The organism is Parasphingomonas halimpatiens (assembly GCF_036663795.1).
Lineage (GTDB): Bacteria > Pseudomonadota > Alphaproteobacteria > Sphingomonadales > Sphingomonadaceae > Sphingomonas.
The window spans coordinates 37,678-53,595 of sequence record NZ_JAXOJP010000024.1; the positions used below are offsets into that span (position 1 = coordinate 37,678).

16 protein-coding genes are annotated in these 15,918 nt (G+C 62.6%); 2 read left to right on the forward strand and 14 right to left on the reverse strand.

From position 1 onward, the window contains the following. Both U1839_RS19310 and U1839_RS19315 read left to right on the forward strand, forming a co-directional pair. A complete protein-coding gene (locus U1839_RS19310; protein WP_332805212.1) occupies window positions 1-933 on the forward strand; it encodes an amidohydrolase family protein in 933 nt (310 codons plus the stop codon). A 435-nt stretch (window positions 934-1,368) separates the two neighbouring features. Then, the gene (locus tag U1839_RS19315; protein WP_332805213.1) at window positions 1,369-2,478 is read left to right on the forward strand and encodes a hypothetical protein; all 1,110 of its coding nucleotides are present in this window, start codon (window positions 1,369-1,371) and stop codon (window positions 2,476-2,478) included. 291 nt (window positions 2,479-2,769) lie between these two features. On the opposite strand, the gene U1839_RS19320 is transcribed toward U1839_RS19315, so the two are convergent. The 14 genes from U1839_RS19320 to U1839_RS19385 all read right to left on the reverse strand — a co-directional run bounded on the left by U1839_RS19320 (window position 2,770) and on the right by U1839_RS19385 (window position 15,773). Next, window positions 2,770-4,014, reverse strand: a complete 1,245-nt coding sequence (locus tag U1839_RS19320) for an ABC transporter permease (RefSeq protein WP_332805214.1) — start codon at window positions 4,012-4,014, stop codon at window positions 2,770-2,772. Further along, window positions 4,011-4,730, reverse strand: a complete 720-nt coding sequence (locus U1839_RS19325; RefSeq protein WP_332805215.1) for an ABC transporter ATP-binding protein — start codon at window positions 4,728-4,730, stop codon at window positions 4,011-4,013. Before U1839_RS19325 ends, U1839_RS19320 begins: the two co-directional genes overlap by 4 nt. Next, complete coding sequence (locus U1839_RS19330; protein ID WP_332805216.1) at window positions 4,714-5,838, reverse strand: efflux RND transporter periplasmic adaptor subunit; 1,125 nt, start codon at window positions 5,836-5,838, stop codon at window positions 4,714-4,716. The genes U1839_RS19325 and U1839_RS19330 overlap by 17 nt, the downstream gene beginning before the upstream one ends. Before the next feature lie 649 nt (window positions 5,839-6,487). After that, window positions 6,488-6,718: a hypothetical protein gene (locus tag U1839_RS19335; protein WP_332805254.1), complete on the reverse strand. Its 231-nt coding sequence runs from the start codon at window positions 6,716-6,718 to the stop codon at window positions 6,488-6,490. A 238-nt stretch (window positions 6,719-6,956) separates the two neighbouring features. Further along, the gene (locus tag U1839_RS19340) at window positions 6,957-7,562 is read right to left on the reverse strand and encodes a HupE/UreJ family protein (RefSeq protein ID WP_332805217.1); all 606 of its coding nucleotides are present in this window, start codon (window positions 7,560-7,562) and stop codon (window positions 6,957-6,959) included. Next, on the reverse strand, window positions 7,559-8,191 hold the full coding sequence (ureG, locus tag U1839_RS19345; protein WP_332805218.1) for an urease accessory protein UreG: 633 nt from the start codon (window positions 8,189-8,191) through the stop codon (window positions 7,559-7,561). The genes U1839_RS19340 and ureG overlap by 4 nt, the downstream gene beginning before the upstream one ends. A 3-nt stretch (window positions 8,192-8,194) precedes the next feature. Further along, window positions 8,195-8,971, reverse strand: coding sequence for an urease accessory protein UreF (locus tag U1839_RS19350; protein WP_332805219.1), 777 nt, complete (start codon window positions 8,969-8,971; stop codon window positions 8,195-8,197). Further along, on the reverse strand, window positions 8,895-9,395 hold the full coding sequence (locus U1839_RS19355; protein ID WP_332805220.1) for an urease accessory protein UreE: 501 nt from the start codon (window positions 9,393-9,395) through the stop codon (window positions 8,895-8,897). Before U1839_RS19355 ends, U1839_RS19350 begins: the two co-directional genes overlap by 77 nt. 9 nt (window positions 9,396-9,404) lie before the next feature. Next, a complete protein-coding gene (gene ureC / locus U1839_RS19360; RefSeq protein WP_332805221.1) occupies window positions 9,405-11,114 on the reverse strand; it encodes an urease subunit alpha in 1,710 nt (569 codons plus the stop codon). Continuing rightward, window positions 11,114-11,422, reverse strand: a complete 309-nt coding sequence (locus tag U1839_RS19365; RefSeq protein ID WP_332805222.1) for an urease subunit beta — start codon at window positions 11,420-11,422, stop codon at window positions 11,114-11,116. The genes ureC and U1839_RS19365 overlap by 1 nt, the downstream gene beginning before the upstream one ends. Continuing rightward, complete coding sequence (locus U1839_RS19370; RefSeq protein WP_332805223.1) at window positions 11,419-11,721, reverse strand: urease subunit gamma; 303 nt, start codon at window positions 11,719-11,721, stop codon at window positions 11,419-11,421. The genes U1839_RS19365 and U1839_RS19370 overlap by 4 nt, the downstream gene beginning before the upstream one ends. Window positions 11,722-11,725: 4 nt before the next feature. Further along, entirely contained in the window at window positions 11,726-12,568 is an 843-nt protein-coding gene (locus tag U1839_RS19375) for an urease accessory protein UreD (protein ID WP_332805224.1), read from the reverse strand. Next, window positions 12,553-13,581: an amidohydrolase family protein gene (locus U1839_RS19380; protein ID WP_332805225.1), complete on the reverse strand. Its 1,029-nt coding sequence runs from the start codon at window positions 13,579-13,581 to the stop codon at window positions 12,553-12,555. The genes U1839_RS19375 and U1839_RS19380 overlap by 16 nt, the downstream gene beginning before the upstream one ends. A gap of 65 nt (window positions 13,582-13,646) precedes the next feature. Continuing rightward, window positions 13,647-15,773, reverse strand: a complete 2,127-nt coding sequence (locus U1839_RS19385) for a TonB-dependent receptor (RefSeq protein WP_332805226.1) — start codon at window positions 15,771-15,773, stop codon at window positions 13,647-13,649. Window positions 15,774-15,918 lie beyond the last annotated feature (145 nt).

Genomic DNA, 15,918 nt, shown 5'->3' on the forward strand with positions numbered 1-15,918 from the left:
GTGGAAACGCCGCTGTTCGACACCCACGCCCATCTCATCGCCGACGATTGGGGGCGCTACAAGGCGTTGCCCCTGACGCCCGATCTGCCGATACCCGAGCGGCCCGCCTACAGCGTCACGGTCGAGGCGCTGATCGGCATGATGGACGCCTATGCGGTAAGACGCGCCTGTCTCGTCCAGCGTGGCCATGTCTATGGCTATGACAATAGCTACATCATCGATTCGGCGCGCGCCTTCCCGGACCGGCTGCACCCGGTGGTGATCCTCGATCCGCAGGACCCGGCTACCCCGGAACGCTATCGCGATATGGTACGTAACGATCATGTCCGAGGCTTTCGCATGGCCAATGCCAGGCCCTGGCTGCTCGACACGGCATGGATGAGTTCGCCTGCGGCGATGGCGGTGTGGCGGGCCTGCGCCGATCTCGGCACGCCGATGACGCTGATCCTGTTCATGAACCAGCTGCCCTATCTGTTGCCGCTGGTCAGGATCATCGCGCGCCAGTTTCCTGACCTGCCGATCCTGCTCGACCATGGGGCGATGCCGTTTGGCATGACGCAATATGAGGTGATGCTTGCAGACCAGGCCGGCGAAGCGGTGATCATGCCGCCCGCGCCGGATTTCGGGATCGACCGCACGATCAATATCTTTGAGGACGTGCCCAACGTCCATTTCAAGATCACGGAGATCAATATGGAGCGGTGCGCCGCCGCCAATGTGCGCCCGGCGCGCATCGTGCGGCGGATGGTCGACAGTTTCGGCCCCGACCGCCTGCTATGGGGGTCCGATGTGGGCCAGAGCATGTTGTGGAGCTATGCCGAAAAGACCGCCATGGCGCGTGCCGCTGCCGACTTTCTCGACGCCGACGAACAACGTGGCTTTCTTCATGACAATGCCGCGCGCGTTTATGGCCTGGCCGCGTCGGCCCGGTAGCGGCCTGCAACCGGCACCATCGTCAAGCATTAAGCGCTTGGTAGATAACATATTTCGTTCAGCACGCGCTGGTCGCGACCACATTTCGTCCCACACAATGGCCGGGCAGTCACTGCACGGCGTGGTATCTATTGGAATGAATTTGCTCTCCGACAGTCACACGTGCAGCGACCTCGGGCGCGACAAATTCGCGCCTAGTCTAAGTCGTTCAGCTTGGCCCGCGTCATTTCCCAAACCCAAAGTTCGGCCACGTGAGCGGCAATCGGTTAGCGCTCAGCTCAGTTGAGATTGATCAAGCGCGCGCCGATCTAACGTGTAGCGACCGGCAACAGGCATGGTGCCGTTCGACAAGCCGTTCCGATCTTTGACGCAGCTCGTACACTGGAAAGACCGAACGGTCGGACCTACATCCGAACGTCAGGGAGGGGCAAAAAAATGAATCTCGGAGTAGCAATCGAAGTAATCACCTACGCGCTTGAGTTGGAGAAAGCAGGCCGTATTCAGGATCGGCTGCAAGAGGTCCTGAACGCGATAGGCGGCATGGCCAGCAATCCGCAGGACCCGAGCCAACAAACTGCCCTCGCGTCGAACCTTGAGGCATTAGATGTATCAATCAGCAAAGTTACTGCGGACCTCAGCCCCGCTGAACACGAACGACTCAGACTTTTGGGAGCTCGCAACTTCTTCGACCGCTCGCTGTACGAGCAGATTGTCGCTTCAGTTAACTCGAACCCGACGACACCCGCTGTCGCTCGTGATTTCATTCAGGAGATCGTAAATTCACGAAACGGTTTACTGGACGACTTACGCGCGACAAAGGCTCTGTCGGAGCGTTTAGCTTGGGCGACCGACGTCAACCATGACAAAATTGCGGAGCTGGGGTTTACGATCCCCCGCAACATATTCGAAAACCGCTTTGATAACTTTATCAAGGAGTTGGAATTTCTCAAACGCTTTGTGAGTAGCGTGTACGAGACGCTAGGCGAGGATGGCAGTGACATTGAGGTATCATCGCTCTCCACTACCGATCCACTTATTCTTCTCGGCGTGAGCTTCTTTGTAGCGAAGCGGGTGGGGCAGACGGTGACATGGGCGTTGAGTAGCTGGAAATCTGTCGAGGAAATCCGGGAGATTCGATCGCGCGCCGCCGGTCTAAAATCTTTCTCTGAGGCCGAGATAGGGAAAATATTTGACGGAAAGATCAAAGATCAAATCAGTGCTGAAATCAAAGCGGAGGCAGCACGCCTCGTTTCTGGTATGAAAGAAAAAGAGCGAAAGAATGAACTCGAAAGCGCGTTCAATATTTATCTGCGACAACTGCTAGAACGAATCGAGCGTGGCATGACCGTCGAAATTCGATTGTTGCAGGCTCCGGAGGGTAAGGAGGATGCCACCGAGGAAGAAAAGGCTGCGTTCTCATCGATCTCTGAAACGCTGTCATTCCCCAAACCGAGCGGTGATCCCGTGTTGGCGCTGACCGACGGCTCCGATGCCCAGTCAGCTTCCAAAACAAAACCACCATCTGATAGCGATGGCGAGACGTGAACACTTGCCGGCAGCTTGGGGAGGTGGGAGCGTGCCAAGGAGATTCGGCTTCTGGCCGACCCTTGCCCGGCTCCGGAAACGCGAGGCCGCGCGCAACCGAACCAGCCATCACGGCGGAGCGGGAGGAATCCCAGAATTCCCTCTAATAACATGAAAGATAAGCATATTTTGCAATGCTGACAGCGACTACCCCACATTTTTCCCCACATTTTTCGTGAGATTTCCTGAGATCTGATGGAGCACCTCCCCCGCTTGGCGGATTCGTACATTGGGCGCGAAGCAGCCTAGCACTCACTCGCTTCTTAGCGCGTCAATCGGGGAGAGACGTGACGCCCGGATCGCAGGATAGCTGCCGAAAGCCAGGCCGATAAATGCCGAGAACAAGATGGCGCCGATAGCCGTTCCGGCGCCAATCGGCGCGGGAAAATCAGCGAGATTCTCAAAAACCTGGGCAAGTATCGCTGCTATTGCTAGTCCGATTGAGCCGCCGATTACGCAAAGGACGGCCGCCTCGACAAGAAACTGGTTTCGAATGTCGCTCCGTTTTGCGCCGAGCGCCATGCGCAGACCGATTTCGCGGGTGCGTTCAGTGACGCTCACAAGCATGATATTCATTATCCCGATGCCGCCGACAAGCAGGCTGATTGATGCGATTGCAACCAGCACGCCCTGAAAAATCGCGGTTACCACGCTCGATTGTTTCATGAACTCCTCTGTAGTGTTCACGGTGAAGGGGCTGACCTCACCCTTCGGCACATTGTTTCGCGCCCGCAGCACACGGATGATGTTCTGTTTGGCGTTTGCAAGGTCGACCCCGTTCTCGAAGCCTACGAACAAGATCGCAAGATCGTCCGGTCCCTGGCCGGTCGCGGTCGCAAAACGCTGGCGCGCCGTCGTGATCGGCACGAGCGCGATGTCGTCGTTGTCGTTCCCGAACGAAGATCCCTTAGTCTCCAAAACACCGATGACCACGAACTGGACGCGAGAAATGCGAACCGTCTGTCCCAGCGGGTCGAAGCTGCCGAATAACTTTGCAGCGACGCTGGGACCGAGCACGACAACGCGTGCGGCGGTGCGAACGTCGGCTTCGGCGATGAAGCGGCCCGTATCGATTTCGAAATTGGCGACCCGTCCATAATCGGGCGTAACGCCGACCGCCGTCGTGGTCGAGTTCCGTCCCTGGATGACCAGCTGGACGGTTGATCGGAGTTGCGGCGCCATTCCGCTGACGCCGGGAACGAGCCGTTGGATCGAAGCCGCGTCGCGCTCGGTCAGGCGGCCGCGACCGCCCGGAGGCCGTCCACCCCGAACGTCCGGCTGGGGAAATACGATCGCCATGTTCGATCCCAATTGGTTGATCGAATTCATCACGCTTGCCTTGGCGCCGTCGCCGATCGCGACCGCGAGGATGACCGCAAGCACGCCGATCAGAACGCCCAAGGTCGTGAGGATTGATCGCATGAGGTTGGTACGCAGTGCGACGAAAGCGATCGCGATATTGATGCCCCAGGCTGCAAAGACGCGCGCTACGTTCACGTCGCGCGCCTGCGATCCACGACGGGCGCGTCCTCGATCACCATGCCATCACGAAACAAAATCCTGCGGCCGGCATATTGGGCGACGTCGGGTTCGTGCGTAACGACGATGACAGTAATACCCTCGTCATTGAGTCGCTGAAAAATGCCCATGATGTCCTCGGACGTCTTGGTGTCGAGCGCGCCTGTTGGCTCGTCGGCGAGCAGCATCAAGGGTTTAGTCACCAACGCACGCGCGATCGCCACACGTTGCTGCTGCCCGCCCGACAATTTCGCCGGCGTGTGCCTTAACCGGTCGCCCAGCCCCATGTCGCGCAGAGTCGCTTCGGCGCGGGCGCGCCGCTCGGCGCCCCCCAAGCCGGCGTAGATGAGCGGTACGGCGACGTTATCGGTCGCCGATGTGCGCGCGAGCAGATTGAACTGCTGGAACACGAAACCGATTTTGCGGTTGCGAATGTCGGCCAGCTCGTCGCTCGACAGCCCGGCAGTGTCGATGCCGTCGAGCAGCAAACGCCCTGCGCTCGGCACGTCGAGAGCGCCGATCATGTTCATGAAGGTGGATTTTCCGGACCCCGACGCCCCCATGATGGCGACGAACTCGCCGCGGGCGATTCTCAGCGAGACTCCTGCCACGGCATGAACCGTTTCGCCCCCAAGGACGTAGTCCTTCACAAGGTCATGCGTTTCGAGGAGCGGCGGTTCAGCTTCCGCTGGCATTGTCACTCGCATCGTCGACGTCTTCAAATGCCTTTTTCTTGATGGTCGACCTGCTGCGGGTGACCAGCCTATCCCCCGGCGTGATTCCGTTGATAATCTCGACATAATCCTCACCCTGGAGGCCGAGCTTGACGGTGCGCCGTTCGGGGCGAAACCCGTCGGTGGTGGCGATGTAGACGACAGGCGTGTTGGCAGGCAGGTCTTTTTCGCCCGATCGATCGGTGGCGCGCGGCCGGAAGCGGAGCGCGGTCGCCGGCACTCGAACGACATTCGGACGCTCACCCGTGATAATCTCGACATTCGCGGTCATGCCGGGCAGCAGCTTCCCGTCCTTATTGTCCACGTCGAGGATGACGAGATAGCTAACGACATTCTGCAATTCAGTCGCCGATTTACGAATCTGGCGGACCGTCGCGGCAAAGGTCTCGCCAGGGTAGGCGTCAACCGTGAAACGCACAGGCTGGCCCCCTCGCACCTGACCGATATCGGCTTCGTCGACTGATGCCTCGACTTGCATCCGCATCGTATCAGCCGCGATTTCGAAGAGATTGGGTGTCTGAAAGCTTGCCGCGACCGTGGTACCGGGTTCGACAAGCTTGTTAATGACCACCCCGCTTGCGGGCGCGACGATGGTGCTGCGCGACAGATCGAGCTCCGCCGACGAAAGCTCCGCCTGGGCCTGTGCGATCTGCGCGCGCGCGCTCGCCGCCTGTGCGGCGGCAGTGCGCGCGCCAGCGCGCGAAGCCGCCAATGCGTTGGCAGACGTGTCCAACCCAGCAGTCGATATGAAGCCGCTCTTCGCCAGTGAAGCGCGGCGGCGATAATCACGCTCTTGAGTGCCGGCGTCCGAATGGGCACGGCTAATCGAAGCCTCGGCCTGGGCTAATGACGCCTGCGCCAGCGCGACTTGAGCGCGCGATTGCTGGACGCGTGCACGAAGGCGCGTCGGATCGATCTCGGCGAGCACTTGCCCCTTTGTCACCGGAGAATTGAAGTCGACAAGGACGCGCGTGATCTGGCCCGAAACCTCTGCACCCACCTTTATCGTGTTCAGGGCGCGCAGCTTGCCTGAAGCGGTGACGCGGCGCACGACTTCACCCTTGTCCACGGCCTGCGTGACATATTCATAGTTCCTTGGCGTGGTGCGCAGTGCCCCCCATAGCCCCAAAGCAAAGACGAGGGCGATCGCGATCGACCACCTAGGATGGCGCCCGACCCAACCCCGTGTTCTCCGCAACATTACCGATCCCCGCTTTGCCCGTTGTCGTCCCAATGCCGGCCTGGGCCGCCTAGCCCGACTCCAGCCAGCCAACGCTTCACGACTTGCTACTCAACGCTGTCTTCAAGGAAAGCAGGCTCGACGTCAAACGACCAATCTACGAAGGATACCCGATAGATACGCCAGTTGCCCCAGCCAGCGAGCAAGACTGCCCAGCCCTTCGAGTGGAGGGCACGTGCAAAGCCGATACCGCCGATGCCTGTGACAAGTGCTTTCCGCCCCTGATCCGTTTCCATCCATCGTCGACCAGGACCGGCAGCAGCTCCCCGTAGAACACGTCGAAGCTTTTTTGACGCCGATCCCGCAACGCTAGCTCCTCTGCCGTCGTCAGGCGCCTCGCTTACGCATGATCGAAATGGTCTTCCGGTTCATCGGACAGTGATTAACCTCCGGTGGCGGCGGACCGTCAAGTACCGGCCGGTTTCGCACAAAGCAAAACCGCAGCGCAGCCCATCATGCAAAAGATGCTGCCCCGCGATCATCCATGTTTGTGAAGAAGGAACCCTTCGGTAATCCAACGCGAGTAATGCCGTTCGATCATCGCGACCGATGTGTCGTGAATCGCCGCGACCAGCCGGATGGGCAGCCCCATGCGCAGCCCCCGGAAGCCAGCAAGGCTCGTCAGCTTGAACTGGATGATCGTCACAAACATCTGTACGGCGAGGATGAAGAAGGCGAGGATCACCAGGACCCAGGCGAACAGCAACACGCGCCGCCGTTTCGTCGTCCTGCTCGATCAGGCCTTTCGAAATTTGCCAGGCACCAACATCCTTCTTCCGCCAGAACGGCCCGCCCGGATGCACGAGCAGCACCTCTCGGCTGGTGCCGGCAGGGCGGTGGGCCAGCATACACGCGCTGCGCCGCGGAACCGTTGTTCCTTCCGCCCGGCCGGCCGGGATGCTCGTAGGGATCGACGATCGGTCGCGGAAATCCTCGCGGCTGTGCCGCTAGGCCTCGGGCCGGGGCTTCAGCATCGCGGAGCGTGTTGCCGCTTGCCGCGCCACAATGCCGATACCCGCAGCATAGGCCGAAATCGCATTTCTCGACCGCCGCATCAGCTGATAGGTGGCGCCCATTAACAAGCTTGTCGTCGCGATGAAGCCGATCGCAAACGACAGGATACCAACTCCGCCTAACAGCCCTTCTCCATGGGCAAAACCATGCGCCGCGCCGAACAATGCAACCAGTGCCAGAGAACTTGCAAGCGGAAGATCCCGACCGCTGAAGCATAGCAGGGCAAGCGCCGCTGCTGACGCTATCATTGACGCGAGAATGATCGTTTCAGCGAACGGGAAGCCGCCGCCGGCGCCGGCAAGGGCGAAGCCCAGAATCATCATGCCGACGAACATGACTGGCAGCGCAAGGCCGCGGCGCGCGCGCAGGAGCCCCGCGATCGCGCCCACCAAAATAATCGTCGCGAGATGATCGAAACCAGTCAGTGGATGGAGCATTCCGGCGGCGAAACTGCTCCCCGCATCGTGGCCAGGATGTGCCCAAGCCGGTGCTGACGCCGTGGCCGCAAGAAAGGCGAGTGCGAGCCTGAATATTTTCATGCGTTTTTCTCCCGCGAATTCGTCAGTCCACCCTGTTTTTCCACGAAATGCAGAATCTCCGGGACCCCTTGACCGGCGCGCACATTGGCGAAGACGAAAGGCCGCTCGCCACGCATCATGCGCGCATCGCGGTCCATCACCTCCAGGCTCGCGCCGACATGCGGGGCAAGGTCGATCTTGTTGATCACGAGGAGATCGGAGCGGGTTATGCCAGGCCCGCCCTTGCGCGGGATCTTGTCGCCTGCCGACACGTCGATGACATAGATTGTCAGGTCCGCGAGTTCGGGACTGAAGGTGGCAGCGAGATTGTCGCCGCCACTTTCGATCAGGATGAGATCAAGGTCGGGAAAGGCACGTTCGAGCTTTCGGACAGCGGCAAGGTTCATCGACGCATCCTCGCGGATGGCGGTATGCGGACATCCGCCAGTCTCGACACCGAGAATCCGGTCGGCGGTGAGCGAGCCGGCGCGCGTCAGAAACTCGGCGTCCTCTCTGGTATAGATGTCGTTCGTGATGGCGGCGATGTCATAGGTGTCGCGCAAGCCCTTGCAGAGCGCGTCCATCAGCGCCGTCTTGCCCGACCCCACCGGACCGCCGATGCCGACACGCAGCGCACTTTTTGGGCCCATCCGTCATGTCCTGAACAACCTCGTATATTGGGTCTCGTGGGCGAAGCCGGCGAAATCCGCGAACAGCGCGGCGCTCCCGATCGCGGCGAAGGGGTCGCTGTCATCCAGCGCCACCGCTCGTGAAACGGTCGCCAGTACATCTGCGCGAAGCAGGTGAAGCGCGCGCTGGCCATCGGTCTGGCCGAGCGGAACGAGGCGCTGGGCGGCCGATACCAGATTGGCGACCGCCGCATGCAGCAGCGCGGTGAGCGCAAGGCGCGCATCCACCCCGTGCCCGGCGAGGTGGCAAGCCGCTGCAATCGGATAGGCAAGGTCGTCGTCCGCAACATCCGACAGCATCGCCAGTTCGCGGCATGGCGCGACATCGTTTGCGATGCGCCGGTAGGCGGCACCCTGAGCGGTCGACTCCAGGCGCCGCTCCGCGCCCGTCAGCAGCGCAGCCGCCAGTTCGACAAGCCCGGCAAGCCGCCCGGCATTCCCGGCCATGGCCGCACGACCGGTATGAACGAAGATCACCGCGTCATTCCAGAGCGAGCCATGTCCGAGCAGATCCGCAATCCAGTACTGCACGGAGATGCGATCGTGGACGGATCGCGCCTGGACCGCCCATTCCAGGCCGCTCGAAAAAGCAAAGCTGCCAATCGGCCAGGCGGGCGACATCCAGCTGAGCAGATCGAAGAGTGTTTCATCACCCGATCCATCGTCACCGCTCACTGTCGTGATCGCCGTGCCCATCCCCGTGGTGATCCGCATGATGGAGATGCTCGCCAGCTGACGCATAGGCACCGCCCTCCGGGTCGAACGCGGCGTCGATAGCGATGCAGGTGCCGCCCAGCCCTGCCGCCATGTCGGCGATGACATGATCGGCGCGGATGCGGAGGCACCCCCCATCAGCACCCGGCAGGAGTTGCGTCGGCAGGTGCCGGTTCCCCAGATGCCATGCGATGCGGACGAGCGCGGCGACATCATGCGCCCGGATTTCGATCAGCGCCTCGGGGGCCGCATCGACGCGGACGATGCTGCCGTCATCGAGGACCAATCCATGGCCTGCCCGGAGCGGCAGAGGACGCGGCAGGTCGAGCACGATGTCGGTGCCGGCCGCGGTCGTCATCACCATGCGCCGCCGTGAACGCCGGTCATAATCCAGCGACACGCTGTCGGCAGCGGTGTCGGAAGCGGGGACAACATCGACGATCCGGCGCATCCTGGTCCTTCAATAGAGGAAGTAGCGTTGCGCGAGCGGCAGCACATTGGCCGGCGCGCAGGTCAGCAGCACGCCGTCGGCGCGAACCTCATAGGTTTCGGGGTCGACCGAGATGTCGGGCAGCGCGTCGTTCAGCACCATGTCGGCCTTGCCGATGCCGCGGGTTTTTTTCACCGCGAGCACGCGGCGCGTCAGCGCCAGTCGCGTGCCGACGCCATCGTCAAGCGCGGCCTGGCTGACAAAGGTCACGCAGGACGCCGCCATCGCGTGCCCATACATGCCGAACATCGGCCGCGCATGGACGGGCTGCGGCGTCGGGATGCTGGCATTGGGGTCGCCCATCAGCGCAAAGGCGATCATGCCGCCCTTGATCACTAGATCGGGTTTCACGCCGAAAAAAGCCGGTGTCCACAGCACGAGATCCGCGAGCTTGCCGACCGCGATCGATCCCACTTCGTGCGCGATCCCCTGCGCAACGGCCGGGTTGATCGTGTATTTCGCGATATAGCGTCGGACGCGCAGATTGTCGTTGTCGCCGACCTCTCCCGCCAGCGCGCCCCGCTGCGCCTTCATCTTGTGCGCAGTCTGCCAGGTGCGCGTGATGACTTCACCGACACGACCCATCGCCTGGCTGTCCGACGACAGGATCGACAGCGCGCCAAGATCGTGAAGGACATCCTCGGCCGCGATCGTTTCCTTGCGGATTCGGCTTTCCGCGAAGGCGAGATCCTCGGGAATTTGTGGATCGAGGTGATGACACACCATCAGCATGTCGAGATGCTCGTCGATCGTGTTGACGGTGAAGGGCATGGTCGGGTTGGTCGAGGACGGGATGACGTTCGCCAGCCCGGCTAGCTTGATGATATCGGGAGCATGGCCCCCACCCGCCCCCTCGGTGTGAAAGGCATGGATCGTCCGGCCGGCGAACGCGGCGATCGTATCGTCGACGAAACCGCTCTCGTTGAGCGTGTCGGTGTGGATCATTACCTGCACGTCGTACGCATCGGCGACGGCGAGGCAGCAGTCGATTGCGGCAGGCGTCGTGCCCCAATCCTCATGCAGTTTCAGCGCCGCGGCCCCCGCGCGAATCTGCTCGACCAGGGCATCTGGCCGGCTCGCATTGCCCTTGCCGGCAAAGGCCAGGTTGACCGGCAACCCCTCGGCCGCCAGCAGCATCCGCTCGATATGCCAGGCGCCGGGCGTACAGGTGGTCGCGTTGGTTCCGGTCGCCGGACCAGTGCCGCCGCCGACCATGGTCGTGATTCCCGAGGCGAGCGCCTCGTCTATCTGCTGCGGGCAGATGAAATGGACATGCGCGTCGATCCCGCCAGCCGTCAGGATCTTCCCCTCGCCCGCGATGATCTCGGTGCCGGGACCGATGGCGATGGTGACGCCGTGCTGGACATCGGGATTGCCGGCCTTGCCGATCGCCGCGATGCGCCCGCCGCGCAGCGCCACGTCCGCCTTGTAGATGCCCGAATGGTCGATCACGACTGCGTTGGTGATGACCGTATCGGGCGCGCCCTCCGCCCCGGTACGCTGCGACTGGCCCATGCCATCGCGAATGACCTTGCCGCCGCCGAATTTTACCTCGTCGCCGAGGATCGCATGGTCCTGCTCGATCTCGATGATCAGGTCGGTGTCGGCCAGCCGGATACGGTCGCCGATGGTCGGTCCGAACATGTCGCCATAGGCTGAGCGTGCGATCCGATAGGCCATCAGTCGAGCGTACCCATCACCGCACCACGAAAGCCGATCACTATTCGCGCGCCGCGATAGGGAACGAGCACGACCTCGCGGACCTGCCCGGGCTCGAAGCGGACCGCGGTCCCCGCCGGGATGTCCAGCCTTTGGCCATGGGCCGCGCCGCGATCGAAGTGCAGCGCCCCATTTGTTTCGGCGAAATGATAATGGCTGCCGACCTGGATCGGGCGGTCGCCTGTATTGGCGACGCTGAGGCGCGTTTCAGGCAGACCGGCGTTGAGGACATGCTCGCCCTCGCGGTAGAGGAACTCACCCGGGATCATCGGATGGGATGATGAACGGTGACGAGCTTGGTGCCGTCGGGGAAGGTCGCTTCGACCTGCACGTCGTGGATCATGTCCGCGATCCCGTCCATCACCTGCTCGCGCGTTACGACATGGCCACCCGCCTCCATCAGATCGGCGACGGCGCGACCGTCGCGCGCGCCCTCGAGGACGAAGTCGGAGATCAGCGCGATCGTTTCGGGATAGTTGAGCTTGACGCCGCGTTCGAGCCGGCGGCGCGCGACCATCGCGGCCACTGACAGCAACAGCTTGTCCTTCTCGCGCGGCGACAGGTTCATCGCCCTAACACCGCCACACACGCGGCAATGTCCGTCCAGGTCGTAGCGCGGCGAGCGCAAGCCCGATATCCGCGCGCAGCGTGGCGCCGTCGCCCGCGAGCAGACGCACGACCAGCAGGTCGCTCCAGCTGCTCGCGGCAGCGAGCCCCCGAGCCGTACCGAGTGCCTGCCGGACCGCGTCGAGCAGCGCGCCCGCCGCCGCCACCGCCAATATGATCACCGCCATCGCGCGCGCGCCGCCGCCCAGCGCGGCGCGCGCCATCAGCGCGCTCACGGGTCCATCGAGCCGCAGCACGTCGGCGTAGATCAGCCGACCCTCGCGGACGATCCGCCAGCGGTCTAGCAACAGGCCCGCCAGCACCTGCTCCTCCATTGCCGTCCGTCCAAGAACCACCGCCTCCAGACCGAGAAAGCGCGCGTCCCGATCCAGGGAGACCCTGGTCGAGCGCGCAAGACGTGCTGCATCGAACAGAATGGTTTCCTGCGGCAGCCATTCGGCCGATGCGTGCGCGCCGATCGCAAGCTCGGTCTCGATCTCGGCGCCGTGATGCATCGCGCGGTAGACTTTTTCGCACGCCTGGGTGGTGACGGTCACCGCCGCGCCCTCCTGCCATTCGAGCCGCTGAACGATCCGGTCGCCTTCAGCCAGGCCGCCACCCGTGTTGATCAAGACCGCGGTCGGGTCATCGCCGCGGGGCATGCGCATGCGCATGCAGCCTGATTGATGGTTTCGCGTGACCGCGCCGCTGCGGTCGAAACTCAGATCGAGCGCTCCCAGACTGCGGACCGGCATCATCGCCAGTGCGTCGGCGATCCGGCCGCCCTCGGCGGTCAATGGTGCCGGCACGGTGCCCAGTGCCTGACATAAGGCGCCTGATTGTTCGCGATGGTGCGCCACTCCGGTTCGCCCAACGCAAGCGATGCCTTTTGATTGCGATAATAGGCGCGCAGATCGAGCCCGAAGGTGTAATCGGAACCGGGCACGAACCGCTCCAGCCCGATGCCGCGCATCATGCTGCGAAGCGCGGCGTCGTCCGTCGCCGCGGCGGACAGCTTGCGCGTGTTCGAGAAGAGATCCGGCACCATGGCAAGATCGAACACCAGGTGGCGGGTGACGGTGGGCTTGTCATGGATGGCATCCGCGAACACGGCCAGTACGGAAAGCGCGCCTTTGTCGAGGCCGCCGCCGCTTCCGACATGGGCAATCTGGATCGCGACGTGCGGCGCTGAGGGGAGCACGCGGTTCAGGAATATCCGCGCATCCTCGGGACCGTAGGACGAAAGCTGTGTCTGGAGATGGATGACGATCGCGAGATGATTGCGATCGGCCGCGGCGAACACCGCGGCGAGTTTCCTGACCTGGGCCGGGTCGCGGAAATCGAAGCCGGAATTGCCGAGATGCAGTTTCAGTCCGGCCGCGCCGCCGACCTTTCCCCAATGATCGATTTCCGCAATCGCGCCGGGCCGGAGCGGGTTGACGCTGATGATCGGCACCAGGCGGCCGCAATGCGCCTTTGCCTGGGCGACGATGAAGCTGTTTTCGGCGCGAATTTCGAGCGCCAGCTTGTCGGGAGGTACCGCCGCCGCCGGCGACGCGAAGAAATAGGCGCCCGACAGCAACACGCCTTTCCTGATCCCGGCCGCATCGAGCGCACGCACGACATCGTCACCGGTCGACGGTTCTTTTGAGATTTCTTCCGGGCAGCGCTTCGGCCCGACCGCCTTGCAAATCGCTTTCAGAACCGCCGAGGCATCGGGCGAGAAGATATGAATATGGTGATCGGCGAGTGGCGTTTCGGCCGGCACGCCCACCTGCGCCGCAAGGGGTGCGGCGACCGTCATGCAAGCGAGTGCAGTCATGAACCGGGTGAGGAACGCCTTCATCGAAATCCTTTCGTGTCTGCGAAACCACACCCGGCACATGGTCAGAATTTAGCCGAAAAGGTCGCCCCGATCGTGCGCGGCTGAATGACCGTCGCTGAATAGGGCGCCAGATAGGCGCTGTTGTTGAGCGAGGCGATATAGTTGAAGGCACGCTTGTCGCCGATATTCTTGGCGTAGACCGACACGCTGAAATTCTTCAGATCGACACCGGCGCGTAGATCGACTGTCGCATAAGCCGGCAGCGTCGGACGGACATAGCTAGCGGGCGAGCCCGAGACGAAGCCAGCGCGACGCGCACCTACAGCATGCACGCCGCCGCCGACATAGGCCGATACACCGCTCCCCAGCGTGAAGTCATAGTCCGCTGACAAGGCGCCTGCCCATTTGGGCACGTTGGGAAGTCGATCGCCATTGTGGCCGTTCACGCCCGTTGCGTTCTCGGTCAGCGTGGCATCCGTGTAGCTCGCGTTGCCGGACAGATGCAGGCCGCTGACGGGAATCCATGTCGCGCTCACCTCGACACCTTGACTGCGGGCCGTGCCACCATTGCCGGCGCTGGTGAACCCGCCGAACCGGGTCAGCAGCTGGATGTCCTGCCAGGAAATATAGAAGGCCGAGAGGTCAAGCGTCACGGCATGGTGGAACAGCGCCGCCTTGTAGCCGATATCGTAGCTGGTGAGGGTGTCGGGGCGGTATTGCGAGGGCACGCCGGCGGCGGTTTGCGCTGGCGTCACCGCATTGGGGCCGCCGGGACGATATCCCGACGCGATACGCGCATAGAGGATGCTGTCCGGATCAAGCTTGAACTTCGACGACACCTGGAAGGTCGTGCTCTTGTCGGACGAAGTCTGGCCAACCGTGCTGGTCGCCCCGACAGCAAGACCGCCCGAAGTTTCGCTGAAATCCTGCGAGTTGCCGCTGTGCCGCAACCCGGCGGAAAGATCGAAGCGTGGGCTGATATGCCAGGTCAGGTCGCCGAAGCCCGCATATTCCGTGTAATGCGAGTAAAGATTGGCGAAGAAGATCGTATTGTCGGGCAGGACCTTCGTCTGCGTCGCATACAAGAATGTCGAGCTCGGCTCGAGCCGAGCGGTCGTCTCGTGGGTGTAGTAAAAGCCCAGGCGCCATTCCAGCGTCGTGTTGGCATGGGATTCCACGCGCGCTTCTTCAGTCCATTTCCTCAGGTTGAGATCCGAGCCCACGCTGAAGCCGACGCCCGGCACGCCGAGCAGACCGCTGAGCGTGGGGCCAAGCTGGCTCGTCTGGTCGGTGGTCGCGACCTGCCGGAGCGTGCTGTAGCTGGTGATCGACACCAGCCGCGCAAAATCGAGATCATAGGCGATAGTGCCGCTGTAAAGGCGAGAGCGCAGCTTGAGCGGCTCCGGCGTATAGCGGACATGCGTGAGATCGCCGTGCGTTGCCGCCAGACTGGCCCCCGTCACGGTGACGTCCTCGTCGGACGTCCCCTGCCCTTCCAGATTCTGCAGCGTCGCGGTCAGCTCGACCGAGAAATGGTCGCTTGGCCTGAAGAGCAGCGCGGCGCGGCCTCCCTCGGTATCGGCCCGGTTGACGTCGCTTTTGGCTTGCTGCGTGTCGTCGATGAAGCCGGCGTCCCGGCGCTTATAGCCGCTGACCCGCAGCGCGAGCATGTCGCTGACAACGGGCAGGTTGACCATGCCCCGGAAATCGAAGCCCGTTCCGCCCTTGCTGACGCCGTTGACGCCGGCCTCGACGCGCCCGTGCATCTTTTTCAGATCGGGCTCTTCCGTCACATATTTGACCAGGCCGCCAAGCGAGCTCGCGCCATAGAGCGTGCCTTGCGGCCCGCGCAGAATTTCGATCCGCTTGATATCGCTCGGATCCAGATCGGGGCTCAGATAGCCGGCGAGCGCCTGTGTCGTTGACGATCCGAAAGCGGTATCGTCGATATAGGTGGCAACCGTCGAGCTGATCGGCGAGCCGGTGGTGATGCCGCGCAGGATGATCTGCGTCTCGCCGGGGCGCGTCGTCGCCAGGTTGAGCCCGGCGGTGTGCGCGGCCAGATCTTCGAGCTTGTTGGCATGGGTGCGCGCCAGGTCTTCGGCGCTGACGGCAGTGACGGGTGCCGGAACGTCCAGCAGCCGTTCGGTCCGCTTGTTCGCGGTGACGACGATATCACCGTTTGACACGGTCTCCGCACCGGCACCGGCCTGCGACTGAGCGCTCGCGGCGGAGTTCATCATGACAGACATTACCACCCCGCAGAGGAGCATGCCGCAGCTTGCTGCAACGCCGCGACGGGGTGCGCTTTTCAAATTGATCATGAGGTAGGAC

Excerpts from the sequence above, each read along its gene's own strand:
- U1839_RS19315 (WP_332805213.1), top strand. The coding sequence starts at position 1,369 with ATGAATCTCGGAGTAGCAATCGAAGTAATCACCTACGCGCTTGAGTTG.
- U1839_RS19325 (WP_332805215.1), bottom strand. The coding sequence starts at position 4,730 with ATGCCAGCGGAAGCTGAACCGCCGCTCCTCGAAACGCATGACCTTGTG.
- U1839_RS19340 (WP_332805217.1), bottom strand. The coding sequence starts at position 7,562 with ATGAAAATATTCAGGCTCGCACTCGCCTTTCTTGCGGCCACGGCGTCA.
- ureG (WP_332805218.1), bottom strand. The coding sequence starts at position 8,191 with ATGGGCCCAAAAAGTGCGCTGCGTGTCGGCATCGGCGGTCCGGTGGGG.
- U1839_RS19350 (WP_332805219.1), bottom strand. The coding sequence starts at position 8,971 with ATGCGTCAGCTGGCGAGCATCTCCATCATGCGGATCACCACGGGGATG.
- U1839_RS19355 (WP_332805220.1), bottom strand. The coding sequence starts at position 9,395 with ATGCGCCGGATCGTCGATGTTGTCCCCGCTTCCGACACCGCTGCCGAC.
- ureC (WP_332805221.1), bottom strand. The coding sequence starts at position 11,114 with ATGGCCTATCGGATCGCACGCTCAGCCTATGGCGACATGTTCGGACCG.
- U1839_RS19365 (WP_332805222.1), bottom strand. The coding sequence starts at position 11,422 with ATGATCCCGGGTGAGTTCCTCTACCGCGAGGGCGAGCATGTCCTCAAC.
- U1839_RS19370 (WP_332805223.1), bottom strand. The coding sequence starts at position 11,721 with ATGAACCTGTCGCCGCGCGAGAAGGACAAGCTGTTGCTGTCAGTGGCC.
- U1839_RS19380 (WP_332805225.1), bottom strand. The coding sequence starts at position 13,581 with ATGACTGCACTCGCTTGCATGACGGTCGCCGCACCCCTTGCGGCGCAG.